Raw genomic sequence first — 20582 nt, 5'->3', positions numbered from 1 at the left:
GACCTATGAGTGATCAAACCACGCATTTCGGCTTCAAGACCGTCGAAGAATCAGAGAAAGCGCAAAAAGTAGCCGAGGTTTTCCATTCGGTGGCGCAAAAATACGATGTGATGAACGACCTGATGTCGGCCGGCCTGCACCGCGCCTGGAAGTTCTTCACCATCGAAACCAGCGGCGCCAAAGCCGGCGACCGCGTGCTGGATATCGCGGGCGGCACGGGTGATTTGTCCAAAGCGTTTGCGCGCAAAGTGGGCAAAACCGGCCAGGTGTGGCTGACCGATATCAATAGCTCGATGCTGGGCGTGGGCCGTGATCGCTTGCTGGATGCTGGCGTGGCAACGCCGGTAGCCTTGTGTGATGCCGAAAAGCTGCCGTTCCCGGACAACTATTTCAATATCGTCTCGGTGGCGTTTGGTCTGCGCAATATGACGCACAAAGACCAGGCGCTGAAAGAGATGTACCGCGTGCTCAAACCGGGCGGCCGTTTGCTGGTGCTGGAGTTCTCGCGCGTGTGGGCGCCGCTCAAGCCCGCCTACGATCTGTATTCGTTCAAGCTGTTGCCGTTTATGGGCAAGCTGGTGGCCAATGATGCCGATTCGTATCAATACCTGGCGGAATCGATCCGTATGCATCCGGATCAGGACACGCTCAAGGCCATGATGTACGACGCAGGCTTTGGCAAAGTGGACTACCACAATATGTCGGCTGGCGTGGTTGCCTTGCACAAAGGCATCAAGTTCTAACCGTCTGATCGCCTGATACCCTGCCCGGAGACCTCGCATGCTCGCCAGTTTGCTCAACCGTTTGCTCGCTCATGATCACACCAGCAAGGTGGCGCTGGCCGGTTACGCCGGGCGGGTAGTGCGGCTGGTGTTGCCCGCGTTCTCCGGCACCTTGGGCATCCAGCCGGATGGCACGGTGCAGGCGGTAGACATGCCCGCCGAAGCCACCATCACCTTGTCGCCGTCCTTCTTCAGCACCTGGTTGTTTGATCGCGAAGCCGCCTCACGCAAGGTGGGCCTTAATGGCGATGAACAACTGGCCGCCGCCATCGGCCAGATTCTGTCCGGCGTGCGCTGGGATATGGCCGAAGAATTGTCCAGCCTGATCGGCGATGTGGCGGCCAACCGTCTGACCTGGTTTGCCGAGCGCGTCGGTGGCATTCCGGGTGCCATCGGCTCGCGTTTGTTGCTGGAGCTGGGCGAGTACTGGCGCGACGAGGCGCCTTTGTTGGCGCGCAAACAGCACGTGGCCGAGTTCTGTGCCGAGGTCGACACCTTGCGCGACGATGTAGCGCGGCTGGAACAGCGGCTGCAACGGCTGGGCTAAGCGTCCAGATGGATCTGGCCTCGCCGCTTTCTATCTCAAAATTATTCCGGGATTTCCATGCGGTTCTTCCGCCTGCTTAAAATTGCCTACGTGATTTATCGCTACGGGCTCGATGAATTCTTGCTCGGTCACGAACGGGTACGCGGGCTATCGGTGCTGGTTAACCGCACCCTGTTCTGGCGCAAGATCAGCACGCCGCGCGCGGTGCGTTTGCGGCTGGCGCTGGAAGCGCTGGGGCCTATTTTCGTGAAGTTTGGCCAGGTGTTGTCGACGCGGCGTGATTTGATGCCGCCCGATATCGCCGATGAACTGGCATTTCTGCAAGATCGGGTGCCGCCGTTTGCCGGGGATGTTGCCGTGGCGGTAATCGAGGGTGCGCTGGGCCGTCCCATCAGTGCGCTGTATGCCGAGTTTGATCGCACGCCGGTGGCTTCCGCCTCCATTGCGCAGGTGCATCGCGCACGCCTGAATGATGGCCGTGCGGTCGCCGTCAAAGTGCTGCGCCCCGGCATTTTGCCGGTGATCGAAAGCGATCTGGCCCTGATGGGCGTGATGGCTGGCCTGGTCGAGCGCGTGTTCCGCGACGGCAAACGCTTGCGTCCGCGTGAGGTCGTGGCCGAGTTCGATAAATATCTGCACGACGAAGTCGACCTGATGGTCGAGGCGGGCAATGCCTCGCAGTTGCGACGCAATTTTCTGGGCTCCGACAAACTGATCGTGCCCGAAGTGTTTTACGACTGGTGCGCGCGCGAAGTGGTCACCATGGAATGGATGGATGGCATCCCCATCGGCCGCATTGCGCAGTTGCAGGAAGCCGGCATTGATCTGAAAAAACTGGGGCGCTATGGCGTCGAGATTTTCTTTACCCAGGTTTTTCGCGACGGGTTTTTTCACGCCGATATGCATCCGGGCAACATCTTTGTCGCGCCCGATAACCGCTATATCGCGCTGGATTTTGGCATCGTCGGCACGCTTTCGGATTCCGACAAGCAATATCTGGCGATCAATTTTCTTGCTTTCTTTAATCGCGATTACCACCGCGTGGCCGCCGCGCATATCGAATCAGGCTGGGTGCCGCGCGATACCCGGGTTGAAGAACTGGAAGCCGCGGTGCGCACGGTGTGCGAGCCGATCTTTAACAAGCCGATTTCGCAGATTTCATTTGGCCAGGTGTTGATGCGGCTGTTTGAAACCTCGCGCCGCTTTAATGTTGAAATTCAGCCGCAACTGGTGTTGCTGCAAAAAACCCTGCTGAATATCGAAGGCCTGGGCCGTCAGCTCGATCCCGATCTGGATTTGTGGCAAACCGCCAAGCCGTTTCTGGAACGCTGGATGCACGAGCAGATCGGCTGGCGTGGCCTGTGGCGCAATATCAAACACGAAGCCCCGCTGTGGACCGCGATGCTGCCCACACTGCCGCGCAAGCTGAATGATCTGCTGGCGCATGATCCGGCCGGTTTGCTGCAACAGGGCTATCACGGCCTGGTGTGGGAACAACGCAAGCGCAATTACATTCTCGGGGTGATTGCCGCCTTGCTGGCGGGCATCCTGACGGCGGTAGTGTTGCGATGAGCGCGTTTGATGCCGCTGGTTGGTACGCCAACGCGCGGCATGTGCCCAGCCCCAATCAGTCTGCACGGCCTGCGGGCGTGGCGATTGATCTGCTGGTCATACACAACATCAGCCTGCCGCCGGGGCAGTTTGGCGGCCCGGGGGTTGAACAGCTATTTACCAATTCGATTGCACCGCAAGACCCGCTGTTTGCTGATCTGGGCAGCTTGCGGGTGTCGGCGCATTTTTTTATCCGGCGCGATGGCGCGGTGGTGCAGTTTGTGCCGGTGACGCAAAAAGCGTTTCATGCCGGGGTTTCGCACTGGCGCGGACGTGACAGCTGCAATGATTTTTCCGTCGGCATAGAGCTCGAAGGTAGCGATCACATCGCCTACACCGAGCCGCAATACGCCGCCCTGGTGGCGCTGGCCGCGGAACTGGCACGGTTTTGTGGCATACACACCGTGCTGGGGCATAACGATATCGCGCCGTTGCGCAAGACCGATCCTGGTCCATACTTTGATTGGCGGCGGATTTATGTTGCATTGCCGCAGTTGATACCCGATTAGAGGTGCACCACAACGGCACAGGGCTATAATCGCGCCCGGTTCATTCGCTTTATTCCGTTTTGATTACAGAGACCTCCGCAGCATGAGCGCACATTCCAGCCATGCACCGTCGGGCGCCAAACTGGCGCGGCTGACGGTGGGCGCGATCGGTGTGGTGTACGGCGACATCGGCACCAGCCCGCTATACACGCTTAAAACCTGCCTGACCGCACACGGCAACCTGCCGATCAACGCTGCCAATATTCTCGGCATCCTCTCGCTGATTTTCTGGGCCATCATGGTCGTGGTTTCGATCAAGTACGTGATCGTGATCATGCGCGCCGACAACCGGGGCGAAGGCGGCATTCTGGCGCTGATGGCGCTGGCCCTGCGCGACGTGGAGCCGCGTAGCCGCAAAGCCTATGTGCTGATGGGGCTGGGGATATTTGGCGCGTCCTTGTTCTATGGCGACGGCATTATCACGCCAGCCATCTCGGTGCTTTCGGCCTTCGAAGGTATCAGCGTGATTTCGCATACGCTTGATCCCTACATCGTGCCGTTGACCATCGCGGTGATCATCGGCTTGTTTGTGATCCAGAGCCACGGCACCGCCAGCGTCGGCAAGTTGTTTGGCCCGATCATGGTGTTCTGGTTTTTTGTGCTGGCCGTCATGGGCATCAACAGCATCGTCAAAGCCCCCGAAGTGCTATGGGCCATCAACCCGATGCACGCCATCGACTTTATGGTGGCTTATCCGTGGCGAGGCTTTGTGGTGATGGGGGCGGTGGTGCTGTCGGTGACCGGGGGCGAAGCGCTGTACGCCGATATGGGTCACTTTGGCATGAAGTCGATCCGCATCGCGTGGTTTAGCCTGGTGCTGCCGTCGCTGGCTTTGTGCTACTTCGGCCAGGGCGCGCTGTTGTTGCATAACCCGGCGGCAATCAAGAACCCGTTCTTTTTGCTGGCGCCGCAATGGGCCACCGCACCGCTGGTGGTGCTGGCCGCTGCCGCCACGGTGATTGCCTCGCAGGCGGTGATCTCGGGCGCGTTCTCGATGACCAACCAGGCCATCCAGCTGGGCTACTGTCCGCGCATGGACATCGACCACACTTCCGATCAGGAAATCGGCCAGATCTACGTGCCGCAAATCAACTGGTTCTTGCTGGTGGCGGTGATCGTGCTGGTACTGACCTTCCGCACTTCAGACAACCTGGCGGCCGCCTATGGCTTGTCGGTGTGCGGCACCATGGTGATGACCACGCTGCTGGCGTTTAATGTGCTGGCGCGCGCGGCCAGCAAGCAACGGCGTTATCTGATGCGCGCTTTGCTGGTGGTGTTTCTGGGCGTGGATTTGCTGTTCTTGTCGTCGAATATGCTCAAGCTACCCGACGGCGGCTGGTTTCCGCTGGTGATCGGCATGATTGCCTTCACCTTCATGACAACGTGGAAGCGGGGTCGCGTGCTGTTGGGCGAACGGCTGCGTGAAGGCGAGTTGCCGCTGCAAGGCTTTGTGGAAAGTCTGGAATCGTCGCCACCGCAGCGGGTGGAAGGCACCGCCATCTTTATGACCACCAGCATGGACAGCGTGCCGCATGCATTGCTGCATAACCTGAAGCACAACAAGGTGCTGCACGAAAGCGTGGTGTTCCTGACCATCCGCACCGCCGATATCCCGTTTGTGGCGCGGCGCGAGCGCGTGGTGGTGCGCAAGCTGGGCGAGAGTTTCTATCAGGTGATTTCGACTTACGGCTTCAAGGAAGAGCCGTCGGTGCCGTCGATTCTGAAGCAGGTGGAAGAACTGCAACCCGCGCTGGATTTCGACCCGATGCAGACCTCGTTCTTCTTGTCGCGCGAGACCATCGTGGAAGGCAAATACCCGGCGATGACGTGGTGGCGGCGCAGGTTGTTCTCGTTGATGACACGCAACGCCACCCGGGCCACCAACTATTTCCGCATCCCGCCCAACCGTGTGGTGGAAATGGGCATGCAGGTCGAGCTGTAGCAAAACACAGGGTGGGGCGCGGCGTCCCACCCTGTGGTTTATTTGATATCGAAAATCTTGCCGAAGTTGGCGATATCCAGCACGGCCTTCACCGTGCCTTTGCAGTTCACCAACGTAATCCGTCGGCCGCCCGCGCGCTCGTTCAGCAGCAGCAACATCCCCAGCGCCGCAGAATCCATATAGTCGACACCGGTAAAGTCCAGCGTCAATGCCGTCACTGACGGATTATCCAGCGCCTCTTGCGTCACCTGTTTGAAGTCGCGGTGCGCTTCAAAGGTGAAATGCCCGTTGAGCTGGATATGGGCAGTGGTCTGTTCCAGCTTCAAAGCAGCGTGCATCAAGCGTTCTCCTTATAAATCGGCGTCGCGGGTAGTCTACCGGAGCGTGCCGTAAGTCTCCTACTGCCTTTTGCGCAGTGGAGCTCTAAACATAGTCATGAAATTGAACCGGTCTTGCGGCCGGTTTCGGCGTCGATACCATAGCGGAACTGGGTACGACGGAAGGCCTCGTTCAGCTGCCGAGCCTTACCGTTGGCCGGGTCCAGCCGCCGCACCCGCTGCAGATACTGGTGGACCAGCGTCATATAGCGTTCGTTCCAGCCTTCCTGATTGACGCAGGTCAGCAGCGTATTGGCCGCGTTCAACAACACTTGCACATTGCCTTTGACCGCTGCCAGCCCGGTAATAAAGTGTTCGGCGGCGCGCTGGAAATCGCCCGCCTTGGCCGCATCGATGGCCAGATTGTTGATATCTGCGATATCGCGCGTGGCGTTTTCAATTAGGCGACGCCCGGTCTCGGCATCGCCCTGCGCCAGATACAGGCCTTCCACGCTGGCCAATAACTCGGCGTCGTCATGCGCGCTGCGCAAGGCGGCGCGGGCAAAGTGTTCACCGCGTTCTTTTTGCTGACGCGCATAGGCATGGCGCGACGCTTCCAGGAATACATTGGCTGGCACGTCTTCCAGCGCATCCAGTTGCTCACAGGCTGCCCGGAACATCTGATCGCCGCGCTTGTGATCATCCAGCGCTTCCAGCACTGCCGACTCCACCAGATTGCCGATCACTTCCGCTGCCGCATCGCCTTTAAAGTCGCTGCGCAAACGCTGCATGGTGCGGCGGGCCGCACCGACGTCGCTACGCGCCACTTGCACGCGCCCGAGCTCGCCGTAGATGGCGGGCTCCCGCCAGAACGAGCCGCGCGATAGCTCCAGCGCTTGCGTCAATGCGCCCTCAGCCTGTTGCAATTCACCATTGCGCTCAGCCAGCCGGCCCATCGCGCGTTGCCGTTGCGCCACCAGCGGCGAACGTTGCAGCGCGCGGCTGAGCGTGGACTGGGCGCCTTTGGGATCACCCTGAGCATTTTGCGTGCGCGCCAGCCAATCGTAGGACGCCACCATCAATTCGTATTGCGAATTGACCGCTTCAAAGCATGAGCGCGCGCTCACGTAATCTTTCTGCCCGAACAAGGCACGGCCCAGACCCATTTGCGCCCACGGCGCCTGACGTTGCGAGATGGCCTGGCGGTAGGTGGTTTCGGCTGCGCCATATTCGGCAATCATTAATTGCAGATGGCCTTTCATGCGCTGGAATTCGGGCGCTTCCAGCGGGCGCAGATGAATTTCGCGGTCGCAAGCGGCAATCGCACCCAGGTAGTCACCACTGCGCACCGCGGCATCGATACGGCGGAAGCCGCCTTTGCGCTTGAGCGCCCGTGCGATGCGATTGGCAAATTCGGCGCCCGAGAACGGCTTGAGCAGATAGCCATCGGGCACCAGCTCGACGGCGCCCATGACCTGAGCCAGGCGGCGCTCGCCGGTCACCATCATGAAAATGCAGGACGGTTTGAGTAGCTGGTGTTGCTGGCAGCTTTCGAACAGATGCAGGCCGTCAAAGCCCTGGCCGAGGTCGTATTCGCACAGCACTACGTCGTAGCCGTGCGCGTTGATGCGGGCCAAGGCATCGGCGGGCTTGCCCACGTAATCGATGGTTTCGACCCCGAATTCCGCCAGACCGGTGCCCAACGCAGCGCGCATTTCGTTGGCCCGATCAATGACCAACGCGCGCGCGCCCGCCAGGCTGGGGATATCTACCGCGTCGTTCATCCGTTAACGGGCTCCAGTTTGGCGTAGGCCACCGCCAGCCATTTCAGTCCATGTTCGGCAAAATTGACCTGAACATTGCCATTGGCGCCGCCTTCGTGATCCACCACCACGCCCAGGCCAAATTTGGGGTGGCGCACATTCATGCCGATATTGAGCCCATGCGCCGGTGCGTTGGCACGCGTATTGGCTGGCATGCTGCGCGGCGCGGGCGCGGGCGCGGCTGCCGAGCTGGCCGAGCCAAAGCTGTCAGGCGCATATCCGCGGTTAAGGTATTTGCACAAACCGGCCGGAATCTCATTCAGAAAACGGCTGGCCGGCGCGTAGCGCCATTGCCCATGCAGCATGCGGCTTTGCGACAGCGATAGATACAGCCGGCGGCGCGCCCGGGTTAGCGCCACATACATCAAGCGGCGTTCTTCCTGTAATCCGAGCGGGTCCGACAAACTGTTATCGTGCGGAAACAGTCCTTCTTCAATGCCGGATAGAAATACGGTATGAAATTCCAGCCCTTTGGCGGCGTGGATGGTCATCAGCTGCACCGCTTGCTGGCCCGGCTGGGCTTCGTGCTCGCCGCTTTCCAGCGAGGCATTGGCCAGAAAAGTGATCAGGTCGTTTTCATCCTCGCTGACAAAAGCGGCGGCCGCGTTGACCAGTTCATCCAGGTTGGAAACGCGTTCTTCGCCGTCTTTGTCATTACGGTAATGCTCAAGCAAACCTGACATCGCCAGCACCATGCTGACCAGTTCGGGCAATGCCAGCCCTTGGGCTTGCTGGCGCATGGCGTCGATCATCTGCACAAAACGCCCCACTGCGGCGGCGCTGCGGCCACTGCCACTATTGCAGGCGGCTTGCCACAAGCTCATGCCGCCCAGGCGCGCGGTGTCGGTCAGGGTTTCGATAGTGCGATTGCCGATGCCACGCGCGGGAAAATTAATAATGCGCAACAAGGCGTTATCGTCATTCTCATTGGCAACCAGACGCAGATAAGCCAATGCGTGTTTGATTTCCTGACGTTCGTAGAATCGCAATCCGCCATACACGCGATAAGGCAATCCCGCCGCCACCAGGGCATGTTCAATCACCCGTGATTGCGCATTGGAGCGATACAGAATCGCAATTTCATCCAGCGGCACGCCTTCACGATGTTGTGTGCCGATTTCATCCACCACAAAGCCGGCTTCTTCGGTATCGGTGGCGGCTTCATAGATGCGCAATGGTTCGCCTTGATCTTCGGCGGTCCACAATTGTTTACCCAGGCGATCGGTATTGTGTTCGATCACGGCATTGGCGGCGGCCAGAATGTTGCCATGCGAACGGTAATTCTGTTCCAGGCGGATTACATGTTTAACCGCAAAATCTTTCTGAAAATCGATCATATTGCCGACCCGCGCACCACGAAATGCGTAAATCGATTGATCGTCATCGCCTACCGCAAACAAGGCATTGTGTTCACCAGCCAGCAATTTAAGCCAGGCGTATTGCAATGCATTGGTATCCTGGAATTCATCGACCAGTATGTGTTTGAAACGGCTGCAATAATGTTCGCGTAATGCGCTGTTGCGCAGTAATAGTTCATAACTGGCCAACAATAATTCGGCAAAATCAACCACGCCTTCGCGGCGGCATTGCGCTTCATATTCGGTATAGACCTGGCGTTGCACCCGGGAATAATCATCCCAGGCTTCCGCGTCGGCGGCACGCAGGCCTTTTTCTTTGTTGCCATTGATGTAATGCGAGGTGGCGCGTGCCGGAAAACGCTCTTCATCCACATTCAATGTCTTCATGGCGCGCTTGATCGCTGCCAGCTGATCCGCACTATCCAGAATGGCAAACGAAGGCGGCAAACCGGCATCGCGATGATGCAGCCGCAGCATGCGGTTACACAGGCCGTGGAAAGTGCCCACCCACAAGCCGCGCGGATTGAGCGGCAGCATGCTGGTAATGCGCGACAACATCTCGCGTGCGGCTTTGTTGGTAAACGTCACCGCCAGCAAGCCGGCCGGGCTGATCTGGCCGGTGGACAACAGCCAGGCAATCCGCGTGGTCAATACGCGCGTTTTGCCGCTGCCCGCACCGGCCAGAATCAGCGCGTGCTCTGGCGGCAACTCAACGGCGGCGCGTTGTTCGGGGTTTAACGTTTCGGTGAGCGGATGGGGCATGCAAAATGGCCATAAAAATCAGACGACAATTGTACTGCACAAAAGAATAAGGCAGCCGTCTGGCTGCCTTATTCAATAAACCGGTAATCGCGGCGGGATCAACGCCTGCGGTACGGCCGCGTTTATACGCGCAGCTCGTCCAGCGATTTGCCGGTGGCCAGCCAGTCGATGGCCCATTGCGGCTTGCGACCGCGGCCAGACCAGGTCTGGGTTGCATCTTTGGGATTGCGGAATTGCGCTTTGGATACCGAAGCAGCGGCTTTGGTTTTGCCTTTGCGGCCGCTGTCCAGCCCCAGCACTTCATTCAGCGAAAAACCCTTGGCGGCGGCCAGTTGTTGCAGTTCATTCAACAACGACACCTTGTCGGATTCTTTGCGCGAAACGATTTCGCGTTCCAGATCTTTTTGCAGTTGGTACAGCTTGGGCAGTGACAGACCAGCTAAATCCATTTGTTTTCTCCTTGAGGCGTGTCAAGCGCGACCGTCTTAAGTGGGGGACGGGTTGCACAGCGGGCGCCATAATGCGGCATCGCTTTAAGCAATTATGCGTGCGGGGTTTTAACAATTCAAGCCCGACTTTTGCGCGACGATTTAATTCGCCTATCAAAAATCGCATATCGCCGTTAATTAGTGATTAATTATTTTTGTCTTGAATGAGCCAACGATTAACGTTTTCCAGCTCAGGAAAATCCAGCGTGCCGGCCGCTGCGGCCAATTGTAATCGGGACAACAAATATTGATAACGGGCCACTTCCAGGTCATATCGTGCCTGGAAATAAGTCTGTTCTGCATTCAGCACATCCACCGTGGTCCGCACCCCCACCTGGCGGCCCACCCGTGTGGATTCCAGCGAGCTGGCGCTGCTTTTTACGGCCTGGACCAGCGACTGGATTTGCGCCGCACCACTTTGCACGCCCAAAAACGCGGTAGTGACTTGCTGATTGGCGGTGCGGCGCGCGGCTTCAAGCAAATCGCGTTGTTGTTCACGCGTGGCAATTGCGGCGCGATATTGCGAACTGCGATTTCCACCGGTGTAAAGCGGTACTGACAGTTGCAATCCCACGGAGCCACCCACAGTGGTATCGATGCCGGTGGATTTGGAAATGCCCGAGCGATCCCAACGATCGCCGTAATTACCGACTACGCTGATCGTTGGCGCGGTTTGCCAACGGTATTTATCAATTTCGGCAGTGGCAATTTCTACGGCCAGCGCTTGCTGCTCGATATTGGGGTTGTGCTGCACCGACATACTCAGCCAGTCCGCCACCCGCGGCGGATTGGGCGGGGTGGGGGTCTGGGTGGGTGACGGTGTGGCCAGCGCCATCGGATCCAGGGCGGTCAGCAGGGCAAATACATTGCGTTTGCTGTCCAGATCGTTCTGCGCGGCGATCTCGCTGGCGACGATGGCGTCGTAACGCGCCTGGGCGTCGTTGGTGTCGGTGATGGTGGCGGTGCCGACTTCAAACATCTTGCGGGCTTGCGCCAGTTGTTCAGACACTGCTTGTTTTTGCGCCTCGGCCAGCGTGATCTTTTGCTGCGCGGCCAGCACATCAAAATAGGCCTGCGCCACACGCAAAACCAGATCCTGCTGTGCCTGACGCCATTGCACCTGGGCCTGCGCGGCTTCTTTCTGCAATTGTGTGCTGCCCGCCCTGACGCTGACGTCATACAGCGGTTGCGTCGCCGTCACCGAATAGCCGTAGCTGGCGCCGTGGCGATTGCTATCGGGATTGGTGTCGGTGGGATAACCGGCGTTGTATTGCGCCAGCTCGTAATTGCTGTTGGCGGCCACGTTAACCCGTGGCAGCCACAAGGCACGCGCTTGTTCAGTTTTCTCTTCGCCTGCCTGCAAGGCATAGCGCGCGGCGGAATAAGTGGCGTCGTGCGCGGCGGCAGCACGGAACGAGTCCATCAAGTCAGTAGCAAAGGCCCAGGGCGCGTTACAAAGCAACGCGGAGGCAAGCAGTAAGCGACGCATATTTAATTGTTCTTCCGGACCGGGTTGGGCAAGCGTGACAGATGTAACTGACTACGCCTTCAAGTCGTTGACGCGCATGATGATTGTTTTGTGCGACGCGGCGCAAGCAGCACGTCTGCGTCCACCCGGGATGTCATGGAAATGGGCATTAACGCTGGTACAATCCGCGCATTCCGCTACTTTTCGTGTGAAAAACTGCCATGACCGAAATTTCCGCGCAGCAAAAAGCTGAGGTGTTGTCCGAAGCGCTGCCGTATATCCAGCGTTTTTTTGATAAAACCATCGTGATCAAGTACGGCGGCAACGCCATGATCGACGAAGAGCTTAAAGAAGGCTTTGCCAGCGACGTCGTGTTGCTGAAGCTGGTGGGCATGAACCCGGTCATCGTGCATGGCGGCGGCCCGCAGATCAATGAACTGCTCGACCGTATCGGCAAGAAAGGCGAATTTATCCAGGGTATGCGCGTAACCGACGCCGAGACCATGGATGTGGTCGAGATGGTGCTGGGCGGGCACGTTAATAAAGAGATCGTGTCGCTGATCAACAAACACGGCGGCAAGGCGGTTGGCCTGACCGGCCAGGACGGCCACTTTATCAAGGCGCGCAAGATGTATCTGAAGGGCGCCAACGATGATGAATTGATTGATATCGGTCAGGTGGGCGAGATTGAAAGCATCGATCCGTCCATCGTGGCGCATCTGGATGCGCACGACTTTATCCCGGTGATTGCGCCGATTGGCGTTGACCGCGAAGGCGAAAGCTACAACATCAACGCCGATCTGGTGGCGGGCAAGCTGGCCGAAGTGCTGCATGCCGAAAAGCTGATCCTGATGACCAATACCCCGGGCGTGCTGGATAAGGAAGGCAATCTGCTGACCGGACTGACGGCCGCGCGTATTGATGAGCTGTTTGCCGATGGCACGATTTCGGGCGGGATGCTGCCCAAGATTTCGTCGGCGCTGGATGCGGCCAAGAACGGCGCTAACTCGGTGCATATTATTGATGGGCGGGTAAAGCATGCGCTGTTGCTGGAAGTGCTGACCAGCCAGGGCGTGGGGACCATGATCCGCGCGCATTGAGCGCGGGGTTGTGCGGTGCTGATATCGCCATCCTGCGCTGCGGCATAGCGGGCTGCGGTGATGCGGTACGTGGCTTTGCGGGGTGGGTCTTGACCCACCCGATGCGGCAAGCGCTTGTTCTGGTTGTGCGGGCCGTGGTTGCAACCTCTTTGAGACCAGCTAGATTAAAAGCTGCCCGCGTTTGCGGGCGCTTGCATCAAGAGGAGGCACAACCATGAAAACCGCTCGCCAACTGCTCGAAGACAAAGCGATCGACGGGGTGATTTCGGTCAGTCCCACCGCCACGGTGTATCAGGCGTTGCAATTGCTGGCCGACAAGAACATCGGCGCGGTGCTGGTCATCGACGATGACGGCATCGCCGGTATCTTTTCCGAGCGTGATTACGCGCGCAAGGTCGTGCTGATGGGCAAGACGTCGGCAGGCACGCCGGTGGCCGACATCATGACGCGCAAAATTATCTACGTCACACCCGAAATCTCGCTCGACCAATGCATGGGCGTGATGACGGACAAGCGCATCCGCCATTTGCCGGTGCTGGAAGAGGGCGGCAAAGTGCTGGGTGTTCTTTCCATCGGCGATCTGGTGCGCGAAAAAATTGCGGACCAGGCCAGCACCATTGAGCAACTTGAACATTACATCCACGGATAAAACGCGCCGCCGCCGCACACGTTACTGGCGCACGCGGCAGGGGCAGACCGGCGCGCAACAGGCGTTGCGGCAGCCGGTCTGGTTATTTGATCTGGACAACACGCTGCATCACGCCAGCCGCCATGCCTTTCCGGTGATCGATGCGGCCATGGCAGCGCATGTGGCGCAGGCGCTGCAGCTGGATGCCGACGCCGCCAAGGCCTTGTGTCTGGATTACTGGGATCGCTACGGCGCCACGCTTAGCGGCTTGATCCGCCACCACCCGCATATTCGTCCGCAAGACTTTCTACACGCCACGCATCCGCTGGCCGAACTGACCGCGCAGGTTTATCCGATGCGCGGATTGCAGCGCACGCTGGCGCGCTTGCCCGGCCGCAAAATCCTGTTTACCAACGGGCCGCATCACTACGGCGCGGCACTGGCCGAGGCGCTGGGTATTGCCCGGTATTTTGAGGCGATCCATGGCATCGACGATGGCGGCTATATCCCCAAGCCGCAGACCAAGGCCTTTTTGCGCTTGCTGAAGCGCTTCCGGCTGGACCCACGCCGTTGCGTGATGGTGGAGGATTCGTTGGCTAACCTGGAAACCGCACGCAAGCTGGGGATGAAGACCGTGTGGCTGCGGCCCGGCTGGCGCGGGCACGGCGCGGTGGATGTGGGCGTGCGCGAGTTGAAGGGCGTGGCCACAGTGTGGCGTAACCGCTGACCCGGATTGGACCGGGCGGCGTAGGGTGCGTTACCCCCGTTTTTTGGGGGCAACGCACAGTTTGGGGCCAAAGGCCCCGGCCCCATCCGGGGCCATCCACCATCCATGGCATAACCGAAATGTGCGTTGCCCCCGAAAAAGCCGGGGGTAACGCACCCTACCGATTGATGGGCAGAGGTCAGACCTCGTTATCCATCCCCAATTCCTGGATCTTGCGGGTCAGGGTATTGCGCCCCCAACCCAACAACTCCGCCGCTTCAATGCGCTTGCCGCCGGTATGCGCCAGCGCGCGTTCGATCACCGTGCGCTCAAACGCCGGCATGATCTGATCCAGCACGCGGTTCTCGCCCTTGGCCAGGCGGCTGCCTATGTCGGCGGCCAATGCGGCGCGCCAGTCCCCGCTGACCACGGTGCCGGTTTCGCCATCGGTAGTAATTTCGCTGATTTCAGGCGGCAAGTCGGCGGCGCCGACGGTAGCGCCTGGCGCCATGACGGTAATCCAGTGACACAGGTTTTCCAGCTGACGCACGTTGCCGGGAAAACTGAAGTTACTGAGCGCCGTCATGGCGTCTTCAGACAGGCGCTTCGGTTCCACACCCAGTTCTGCGGCTGAGCGGGCCAGGAAGTGCCTCGCCAGGAGGGGAACGTCCTGGCGGCGTTCGCGCAGCGCTGGCAGGCGCAGGCGAATGACGTTAAGGCGGTGAAACAAGTCTTCGCGGAATGCGCCTTGTTTTACGCGCTCTTCAAGATGTTGGTGGGTGGCCGCAATCACGCGCACATTGGCTTTGATCGGTGCCTGGCCGCCCACGCGGTAAAAGAAGCCATCCGACAATACGCGCAGCAAGCGCGTTTGCAGTTCGGATGGCATATCGCCGATTTCATCGAGAAACAGCGTGCCGTTTTCGGCTTGTTCAAAGCGGCCCTGGCGACGCGCTTCGGCGCCAGTAAACGAACCGCGCTCGTGGCCGAACAATTCGGATTCGAGCAAATCTTTAGGGATAGCGGCGGTGTTGATGGCAATAAACGGCTTGGCCGCGCGCGGGCTGTGGCGATGCAAGGCGCGTGCCACCAGTTCTTTGCCCGAGCCGGATTCGCCGGTAATCAACACCGTGGCAGCGGATTGGCTCAGACGACCAATCGCGCGGAACACGTCCTGCATGGCCGGCGCCTGGCCCAGGATGTCCGGGTTGGTGACGGGCGCTTCTTCGCCGATGGCCTGGCGTTCGCCTTCTTGCAGCGCGCGCTGGATCAGGCCGGTGGCCTGGTCGATATCGAATGGCTTGGGCAGGTATTCAAACGCGCCGCCCTGGAAGGCCGATACGGCGCTTTCCAGATCGGAATGCGCGGTCATGATGATCACGGGCAGGCCCGGATAATCTTTTTTGACCAGCTCAAGAAAGGTCAGCCCCGATTCGCCCGGCATGCGGATATCGCACACGATGGCTTCGGGCACTTCGCGGCCCAGGCGGGCCAGTGCTTCGGTGGCGGAAGAAAACGTGGCAAACGCAATGCCTTCACGCGCCAGTGCTTTTTCAAAAACCCAGCGGATGGAACGGTCGTCGTCGATGACCCAGACGGTGCTCATGGATGCTCCGTTGCTTTAGTTGTGAGTGCGGTTTCGTTTTGCCAGCCATTGAGCGGCAACAACAGGTTGAAACAGGTGTAGCCGGGGCGGCTGTCAAAATCGATAGTGCCGTGGTGCTGGCTGATAAAGGTATGCGCCAGATGCAGCCCGATGCCGGTGCCCCCGGGGCGGCCCGATACCAGCGGGTAGAACAGCGTGTCTTTAAGATGCTCGGGGATGCCTGGCCCGTTATCGATAATCTGGATCTGCACCGCAATCGGATAGCGTTGGCGGTTAAGCGTGACCTGCCGCGCCACCCGCGTGCGCAACATGATCTCGCCCACGCCCGCCATGGCCTGGATGGCGTTGCGCATGATATTAAGCACGGCCTGGATCAGCTGTTCCCGATCGCCAATCAGGTTGGGCAGACTGGTGTCGTAATCGCGTTTGACGGCCAGGCCATTCGGCGTTTCGGCCAGCATCAGGCTGCGCACGCGCTCCAGCACTTCGTGAATGCTCAGCTCGCCCAACTGCGGCAGACGATGCGGCGTCAGCAAGCGGTCAAGCAGGCTTTGCAGGCGCTGCGATTCTTCGATGATGACCTGGGTGTATTCCTTCAGATGGGCGTCATGCAGTTCGCGCGACAGCAATTGCGCGGCGCCACGGATGCCACCCAGCGGATTCTTGATTTCGTGTGCCAGATTGCGGATCAACTCGCGGTTGGCTTGTTGCTGCGCTTGCAGACGCTCTTCGTTGGCGATCTTGCGCTGCTGGTCGATCTGGCGGATTTCCGCAATCGCCGAGCCGGCCGGGCCATCGATGGGGCTGGCGGTGAGCGATACGTAGATTTCGCCATGCGTGCTGTGCAGCAGGATTTCGTGTTCGGTCAGCGTGATATTGCCGCGACCGGCGTTTTCCAACGCGGTAACCACGGCATTGTCTGGCCCCAGGCATTGCGTGAGCGGCGCGCCAATAAAGTCATCACGCAGGCCGAGCAAATCGGCGGCGATCGGGTTGAAGTAGACCAGCGAGCCATCATCGTGGGTGGCCAGTACGGCTGCATCGAGAAAATCCAGGCCAGCGAAGGCGCTTGGTGTCGGAGTCATTGTGCGGTCTGCTTGAACAGAAGATGGATCAAAGCTCAGCGCGGTCTGCGCCCGGTAAGACACAGCCGTGGTGGCCGTACGTGGCGATACCAAGCAATTACCGGGCCAGCATGCGAGGTACGTGGGCTGGTGCAACGCCAGTCCGATAATGCACCAATCACGTGCATTTCAGGCAATGAAACGGTGCAATGCCCTGACTTGGATCAATTGCGCAATCAGAAAAACCGGAAAATGCGAGCGGATAGGGTGGGTCTCGACCCACCAATCAAAGCAAGCGAGAAGGATGAAGCCGCCGCACTCCGATTACAGTGCCGCGCTTTGCGCGGACCAAAACGGCCTGGCAGCAACACACAGTGATAAACACGCTGCAACGTGCTGGTGGGCGGCTTTGCGTAGAGGGTCTGGACGGGGGCGCCGAGTCCAGCCCTATGGGAGACGAGGTTTATTTGCTTTTAGCCAGTTCGGCGGTGAGGGCGTCGACGTTCTTTTCGTGCACGGTGGCGTTGTCGCGCAAACGCATGATGCGATCGTTGTATTTGGCCGGGTTCAGCTGCGCGTCGCCGGGCGCGGCCTGAGCGTCGGCCAGCGCTTTGCGCGCGTCGGTCAGGGACTGGCGCTCGGTGGCCAGTTCATCTTCCAGAATCTTGCGCCGATTGCTATCGCGGCTGCGCTGGGTGCTGCTGTCCACCTTGGGGAAATCCGCCGGGCTGGGGGCGTTGACGCGTTGCACGTTAGTCCCCTTGGCATTGGCGTTATGCGGCCGACTGCCCATCGGGATCATCTCGGAATAAACCTTGGTGGCGCCGCGCATGGGGATATTGGAGAAGGTCACGCGGCCTTCGTCGTCGGTGTACTTGTAGATATCCGCCCATGCACTGGCAGCGAGCAGACTCGCGCACAGGGCGAGCGCACCGAGGCGGAGGCGGGTGCCAGATTTGCAAGAAAAAGACGATGGATTGGGCATGGACGGCACCTTATCACAGCCTGGCTTACGCGGGCCGGTCGCTATGACCGAGTGGCCGGTCTGGCGCGACGAGATCACGCACCCTTTGCTTGAGCTCTTTGGCTTCCGGAAACCGGCCCTCGATCTTGCGATCCCAGATCAACACCTCATTACAGTGCACGATAAACACGCCGCCGGTGCCCGGTTGCAATGCCACCTCAGCCAGTTCATCGCTGAAGGTGCTGAGCAGCTCTTGCGCCAGCCAGGCGCTGCGTAACATCCAGTTGCATTGCGTGCAGTAGCGGATGCTGACCCGGTGATCGGTCATGATTTGAGTGTCCTTGTTGCTTGAAACTGCAATCCGAGGTCGCGCAGTTGTTTTTCGGTGTGGCTGGCGCTGGTGTGATGAATGCCGTGCCAGCCCAGGGCGGTGGCGGCCGCCGCGTTATCTTTGTTGTCGTCGATAAAGACAAGTTCCTGCGGCTGCACATCCGGCATATCGCGGGCAATGCGGCGGAACATCTCGTGATAGATGGCGGCATCGGGCTTGATCAGCTGGATGCGGCCGGACACCACAATGTCCTTGAACCGATGCAACAGCGGATAGTTTTCCCACGCATACGGAAACGTCTCGGCCGACCAGTTGGTGAGCCCGTATAAGGGGATTGCAGCCGCCTCCAGGTCTTCCATTAACTGGACGCCGTCCGCAAGCGTGCCGTTGAGCATCACTGCCCAGCGATCATAAAACGCGCGGATCAGCTCCGCGTGCTCGGGGAATTCGGCAATCTTGGCCGCGGTGGCATCGGCCAGAGTCCGCCCGGCGTCTTGCTGCAGATTCCAGTCCCCGTTGCAGACGTGTTGCAGAAACCACGCGCGCTCGCGGGCGTCGGGAATCAGATCGCGATACAGATATTCAGGGTTCCAGTCGAACAGCACACCGCCAAAATCGAAAACCACTGCGCGCACGCTCATGCTCAGCAACCTTTATCGGGGAGGAATGACATTGTAGCGAGGCCAGCGCCGCCTGTGCGGCGGCGGCGGGCATGGGGATTACAGCCGCGGGCTGTCGGCCGGCAATTCGGTTTCGAGTACCACGCGATTGCGCCCGGTCTGCTTGGCAAAATACAGCGCGTGGTCGGCCCGCGTCAGCAAGGTATCGAGATCAGCATCGGCTGCATGCAGCCGCGCCACGCCAATGCTGACCGTGACCGCCATACTGGCGACCGGCGCGTTATCCAGTTTGATCCGCGCGGCGCTGACGGCGTGGCGCAACTTTTCGGCCACTTGTTGTGCATCTTCCAGCGGCGTATCGGGCAGTAGCGCGACAAATTCCTCACCACCCCAGCGGCCAAAACTGTCGCTGCCGCGCAGGCTTTCCTGGCAGGCGCGCGAGACGGTACGCAAGGTCAGATCACCAATCAGATGGCCATAGGTATCGTTCACTTGCTTGAAATGGTCCAGATCCAGCAACAGCACCGCCAGCGGCTGCTGATGCCGGCGCGCCAGCATCACCGCATGCGCGCAGCGGCGTTGCCATTCGCGCCGATTGGGCACCCCGGTCAGTTCATCCGTGGTGGCCAGTTCTTCTAACCGGGCATTGGCACTGGCCAGGGCTTCGGTGCGCTGTTTGACTTCGGCCTCCATTTGCCAGTGCTGGCGCAACAGCATTTCGTGCGCCAGGGCCAGGTATTGCAGCATCACCGCGGTCGAAAACAAAAACAGCTGCAGATTAAAGAAGGCCAGATGCGCGCTGGTATCCACAAACGGACCAAAGCCGAGCACGGTGCCCACCCAACACGCCAGCCCGACCAGCAAGACCGATACCGCCATACCGGGCCAGCGATAATGGATGGTCTTGGCCAGCAGCAAGGGCAGAATCAGGGTCAGCCCGGGCGGATAGAACCAGAACGAGGCCAGCACCACCACGCAAATCAGCGCCGACGGCCACCATGTGCGCCACGGCAGACTGCGCCACGGCCAGCGGCTGCGATCGCGCCAGACCACATAGCACGGCGCCACCAACAGCAAGCCGCCAAAGCCGGCGAGGGCCAGGGTCAGGACCTGGCGCACCAGCGTATCCGGGTCTTGATCGGGTAACAGGTGCATGGTGCTTTGCAGCGCGGCAATCAGCGGCGTGGTGACCGCCACCGGCAACAAGCACACCTGCACCCAGAACCAGATCAGATCATGCGTGCGGCGGATCAGCGGCGCATGCAAGCGGGCCTCACGGCCGCGCCAGGCGCGCATTGCCAACCAGGCTTGCAACACATCGATCAGCGCCAGTGCCGTCAGATACAGCGCGCCCTGGCGCAGCGGCAAATGGCCATAAATCAAGGGCGCATGCACCGCCGCACTGCCTATCAAAATGGCCGGCACGCCCCACCAACCCAGCATCAACAAAATCACCAGCGCCACGCCACCCGGCAACCACAGCGCGATCAGATCTGCATCGTGATGCAGCGCGCCAAGGGCGAAGCCCAGCCAGCCGCTGACCACATAGGCAAACAGCAAAACCTGGAAGTGTCGCAAGCGCGTGGGCGCAAAGCTCATAGGCATTTAAACCGCGGCAGTTGATCGTAGGGGGCGCCCGCGCCAGCACGGCGGTGGCGGGCCGTCTGCAAAGCATAGCCAGGCGCAACGCATCCGTCTGTCAGTGTTTGATGCACACGCGGCCGCGTTGCCTGGGGTTTGCTGATGTCGCCTGCGCCATGCCCCTCTGAATGGCCGTTATTTCGGGCAAATCGATAGCTAGGAATATTCCGAATTAAATCCGGGTGGATGCCATAGACGTGAGCAATATCTGAATCCCGCAATAAGGTGAACAGGCGATCCGGATAAATTAGGAAGCCTCCGATGTCTGGCAATCGG

Annotated in this window: 19 protein-coding genes; 8 read left to right on the top strand and 11 right to left on the bottom strand. The window is 59.6% G+C overall.

All coding sequences use genetic code 11. The features are described from left to right. Positions 1–5 precede the first annotated feature (5 nt). From ubiE to ACYQ1A_RS07850, 5 genes are all read left to right on the top strand, one after another. Positions 6–743 (top strand): bifunctional demethylmenaquinone methyltransferase/2-methoxy-6-polyprenyl-1,4-benzoquinol methylase UbiE, encoded by a 738-nt coding sequence (ubiE, locus tag ACYQ1A_RS07870; RefSeq protein ID WP_499361546.1) that lies wholly within the window; start codon positions 6–8, stop codon positions 741–743. A gap of 37 nt (positions 744–780) precedes the next feature. Further along, entirely contained in the window at positions 781–1329 is a 549-nt protein-coding gene (locus ACYQ1A_RS07865) for a ubiquinone biosynthesis accessory factor UbiJ (RefSeq protein ID WP_499361545.1), read from the top strand. Between the two features lie 57 nt (positions 1330–1386). After that, positions 1387–2901: a ubiquinone biosynthesis regulatory protein kinase UbiB gene (gene ubiB / locus ACYQ1A_RS07860; protein ID WP_499361543.1), complete on the top strand. Its 1515-nt coding sequence runs from the start codon at positions 1387–1389 to the stop codon at positions 2899–2901. Beyond that, positions 2898–3449: a 1,6-anhydro-N-acetylmuramyl-L-alanine amidase AmpD gene (gene ampD, locus ACYQ1A_RS07855; protein WP_499361541.1), complete on the top strand. Its 552-nt coding sequence runs from the start codon at positions 2898–2900 to the stop codon at positions 3447–3449. Before ubiB ends, ampD begins: the two co-directional genes overlap by 4 nt. 82 nt (positions 3450–3531) lie before the next feature. Then, the gene (locus ACYQ1A_RS07850) at positions 3532–5430 is read left to right on the top strand and encodes a potassium transporter Kup (protein WP_499361538.1); all 1899 of its coding nucleotides are present in this window, start codon (positions 3532–3534) and stop codon (positions 5428–5430) included. Positions 5431–5468: 38 nt separating this feature from the next. Here the strand turns inward: ACYQ1A_RS07850 and ACYQ1A_RS07845 are convergent, their stop codons facing one another. The 5 genes from ACYQ1A_RS07845 to ACYQ1A_RS07825 all read right to left on the bottom strand — a co-directional run bounded on the left by ACYQ1A_RS07845 (position 5469) and on the right by ACYQ1A_RS07825 (position 11601). Next, positions 5469–5768 (bottom strand): STAS domain-containing protein, encoded by a 300-nt coding sequence (locus ACYQ1A_RS07845; protein WP_062223154.1) that lies wholly within the window; start codon positions 5766–5768, stop codon positions 5469–5471. Between the two features lie 95 nt (positions 5769–5863). Continuing rightward, entirely contained in the window at positions 5864–7531 is a 1668-nt protein-coding gene (locus ACYQ1A_RS07840; protein ID WP_499361533.1) for a response regulator, read from the bottom strand. After that, positions 7528–9690 (bottom strand): UvrD-helicase domain-containing protein, encoded by a 2163-nt coding sequence (locus ACYQ1A_RS07835; protein WP_499361529.1) that lies wholly within the window; start codon positions 9688–9690, stop codon positions 7528–7530. The genes ACYQ1A_RS07840 and ACYQ1A_RS07835 overlap by 4 nt, the downstream gene beginning before the upstream one ends. Positions 9691–9812: 122 nt before the next feature. Further along, on the bottom strand, positions 9813–10139 hold the full coding sequence (locus tag ACYQ1A_RS07830; protein ID WP_499361528.1) for an H-NS histone family protein: 327 nt from the start codon (positions 10137–10139) through the stop codon (positions 9813–9815). Positions 10140–10323: 184 nt separating this feature from the next. Beyond that, complete coding sequence (locus ACYQ1A_RS07825; RefSeq protein ID WP_499361527.1) at positions 10324–11601, bottom strand: TolC family outer membrane protein; 1278 nt, start codon at positions 11599–11601, stop codon at positions 10324–10326. A gap of 266 nt (positions 11602–11867) precedes the next feature. Between ACYQ1A_RS07825 and argB the strand changes: the two genes are divergently transcribed. The 3 genes from argB (at position 11868) to ACYQ1A_RS07810 (ending at position 14101) form a co-directional block, all read left to right on the top strand. Further along, positions 11868–12746, top strand: coding sequence for an acetylglutamate kinase (gene argB / locus ACYQ1A_RS07820; protein ID WP_053937025.1), 879 nt, complete (start codon positions 11868–11870; stop codon positions 12744–12746). A gap of 214 nt (positions 12747–12960) precedes the next feature. Beyond that, the gene (locus ACYQ1A_RS07815; RefSeq protein WP_499361526.1) at positions 12961–13395 is read left to right on the top strand and encodes a CBS domain-containing protein; all 435 of its coding nucleotides are present in this window, start codon (positions 12961–12963) and stop codon (positions 13393–13395) included. Continuing rightward, positions 13373–14101, top strand: coding sequence for a pyrimidine 5'-nucleotidase (locus ACYQ1A_RS07810; RefSeq protein WP_499361522.1), 729 nt, complete (start codon positions 13373–13375; stop codon positions 14099–14101). The genes ACYQ1A_RS07815 and ACYQ1A_RS07810 overlap by 23 nt, the downstream gene beginning before the upstream one ends. A 178-nt stretch (positions 14102–14279) precedes the next feature. On the opposite strand, the gene ntrC is transcribed toward ACYQ1A_RS07810, so the two are convergent. From ntrC to ACYQ1A_RS07780, 6 genes are all read right to left on the bottom strand, one after another. After that, entirely contained in the window at positions 14280–15686 is a 1407-nt protein-coding gene (ntrC, locus tag ACYQ1A_RS07805; RefSeq protein WP_053936815.1) for a nitrogen regulation protein NR(I), read from the bottom strand. Further along, positions 15683–16771, bottom strand: a complete 1089-nt coding sequence (glnL, locus tag ACYQ1A_RS07800; RefSeq protein ID WP_062225422.1) for a nitrogen regulation protein NR(II) — start codon at positions 16769–16771, stop codon at positions 15683–15685. Before glnL ends, ntrC begins: the two co-directional genes overlap by 4 nt. A gap of 442 nt (positions 16772–17213) precedes the next feature. Further along, entirely contained in the window at positions 17214–17735 is a 522-nt protein-coding gene (locus tag ACYQ1A_RS07795) for a DUF4124 domain-containing protein (protein WP_499361518.1), read from the bottom strand. A 25-nt stretch (positions 17736–17760) separates the two neighbouring features. Further along, positions 17761–18042 (bottom strand): Rdx family protein, encoded by a 282-nt coding sequence (locus tag ACYQ1A_RS07790; protein ID WP_062223319.1) that lies wholly within the window; start codon positions 18040–18042, stop codon positions 17761–17763. Next, on the bottom strand, positions 18039–18686 hold the full coding sequence (locus ACYQ1A_RS07785; RefSeq protein WP_499361515.1) for an HAD family hydrolase: 648 nt from the start codon (positions 18684–18686) through the stop codon (positions 18039–18041). The genes ACYQ1A_RS07790 and ACYQ1A_RS07785 overlap by 4 nt, the downstream gene beginning before the upstream one ends. 78 nt (positions 18687–18764) lie before the next feature. Further along, positions 18765–20270: a sensor domain-containing diguanylate cyclase gene (locus ACYQ1A_RS07780; RefSeq protein ID WP_499361512.1), complete on the bottom strand. Its 1506-nt coding sequence runs from the start codon at positions 20268–20270 to the stop codon at positions 18765–18767. Positions 20271–20582 lie beyond the last annotated feature (312 nt).

This window comes from Silvimonas sp. JCM 19000 (assembly GCF_054652575.1).
Note: the sequence above shows the minus strand (reverse complement) of the source record. Positions and strands in the feature narration are given on the sequence as shown.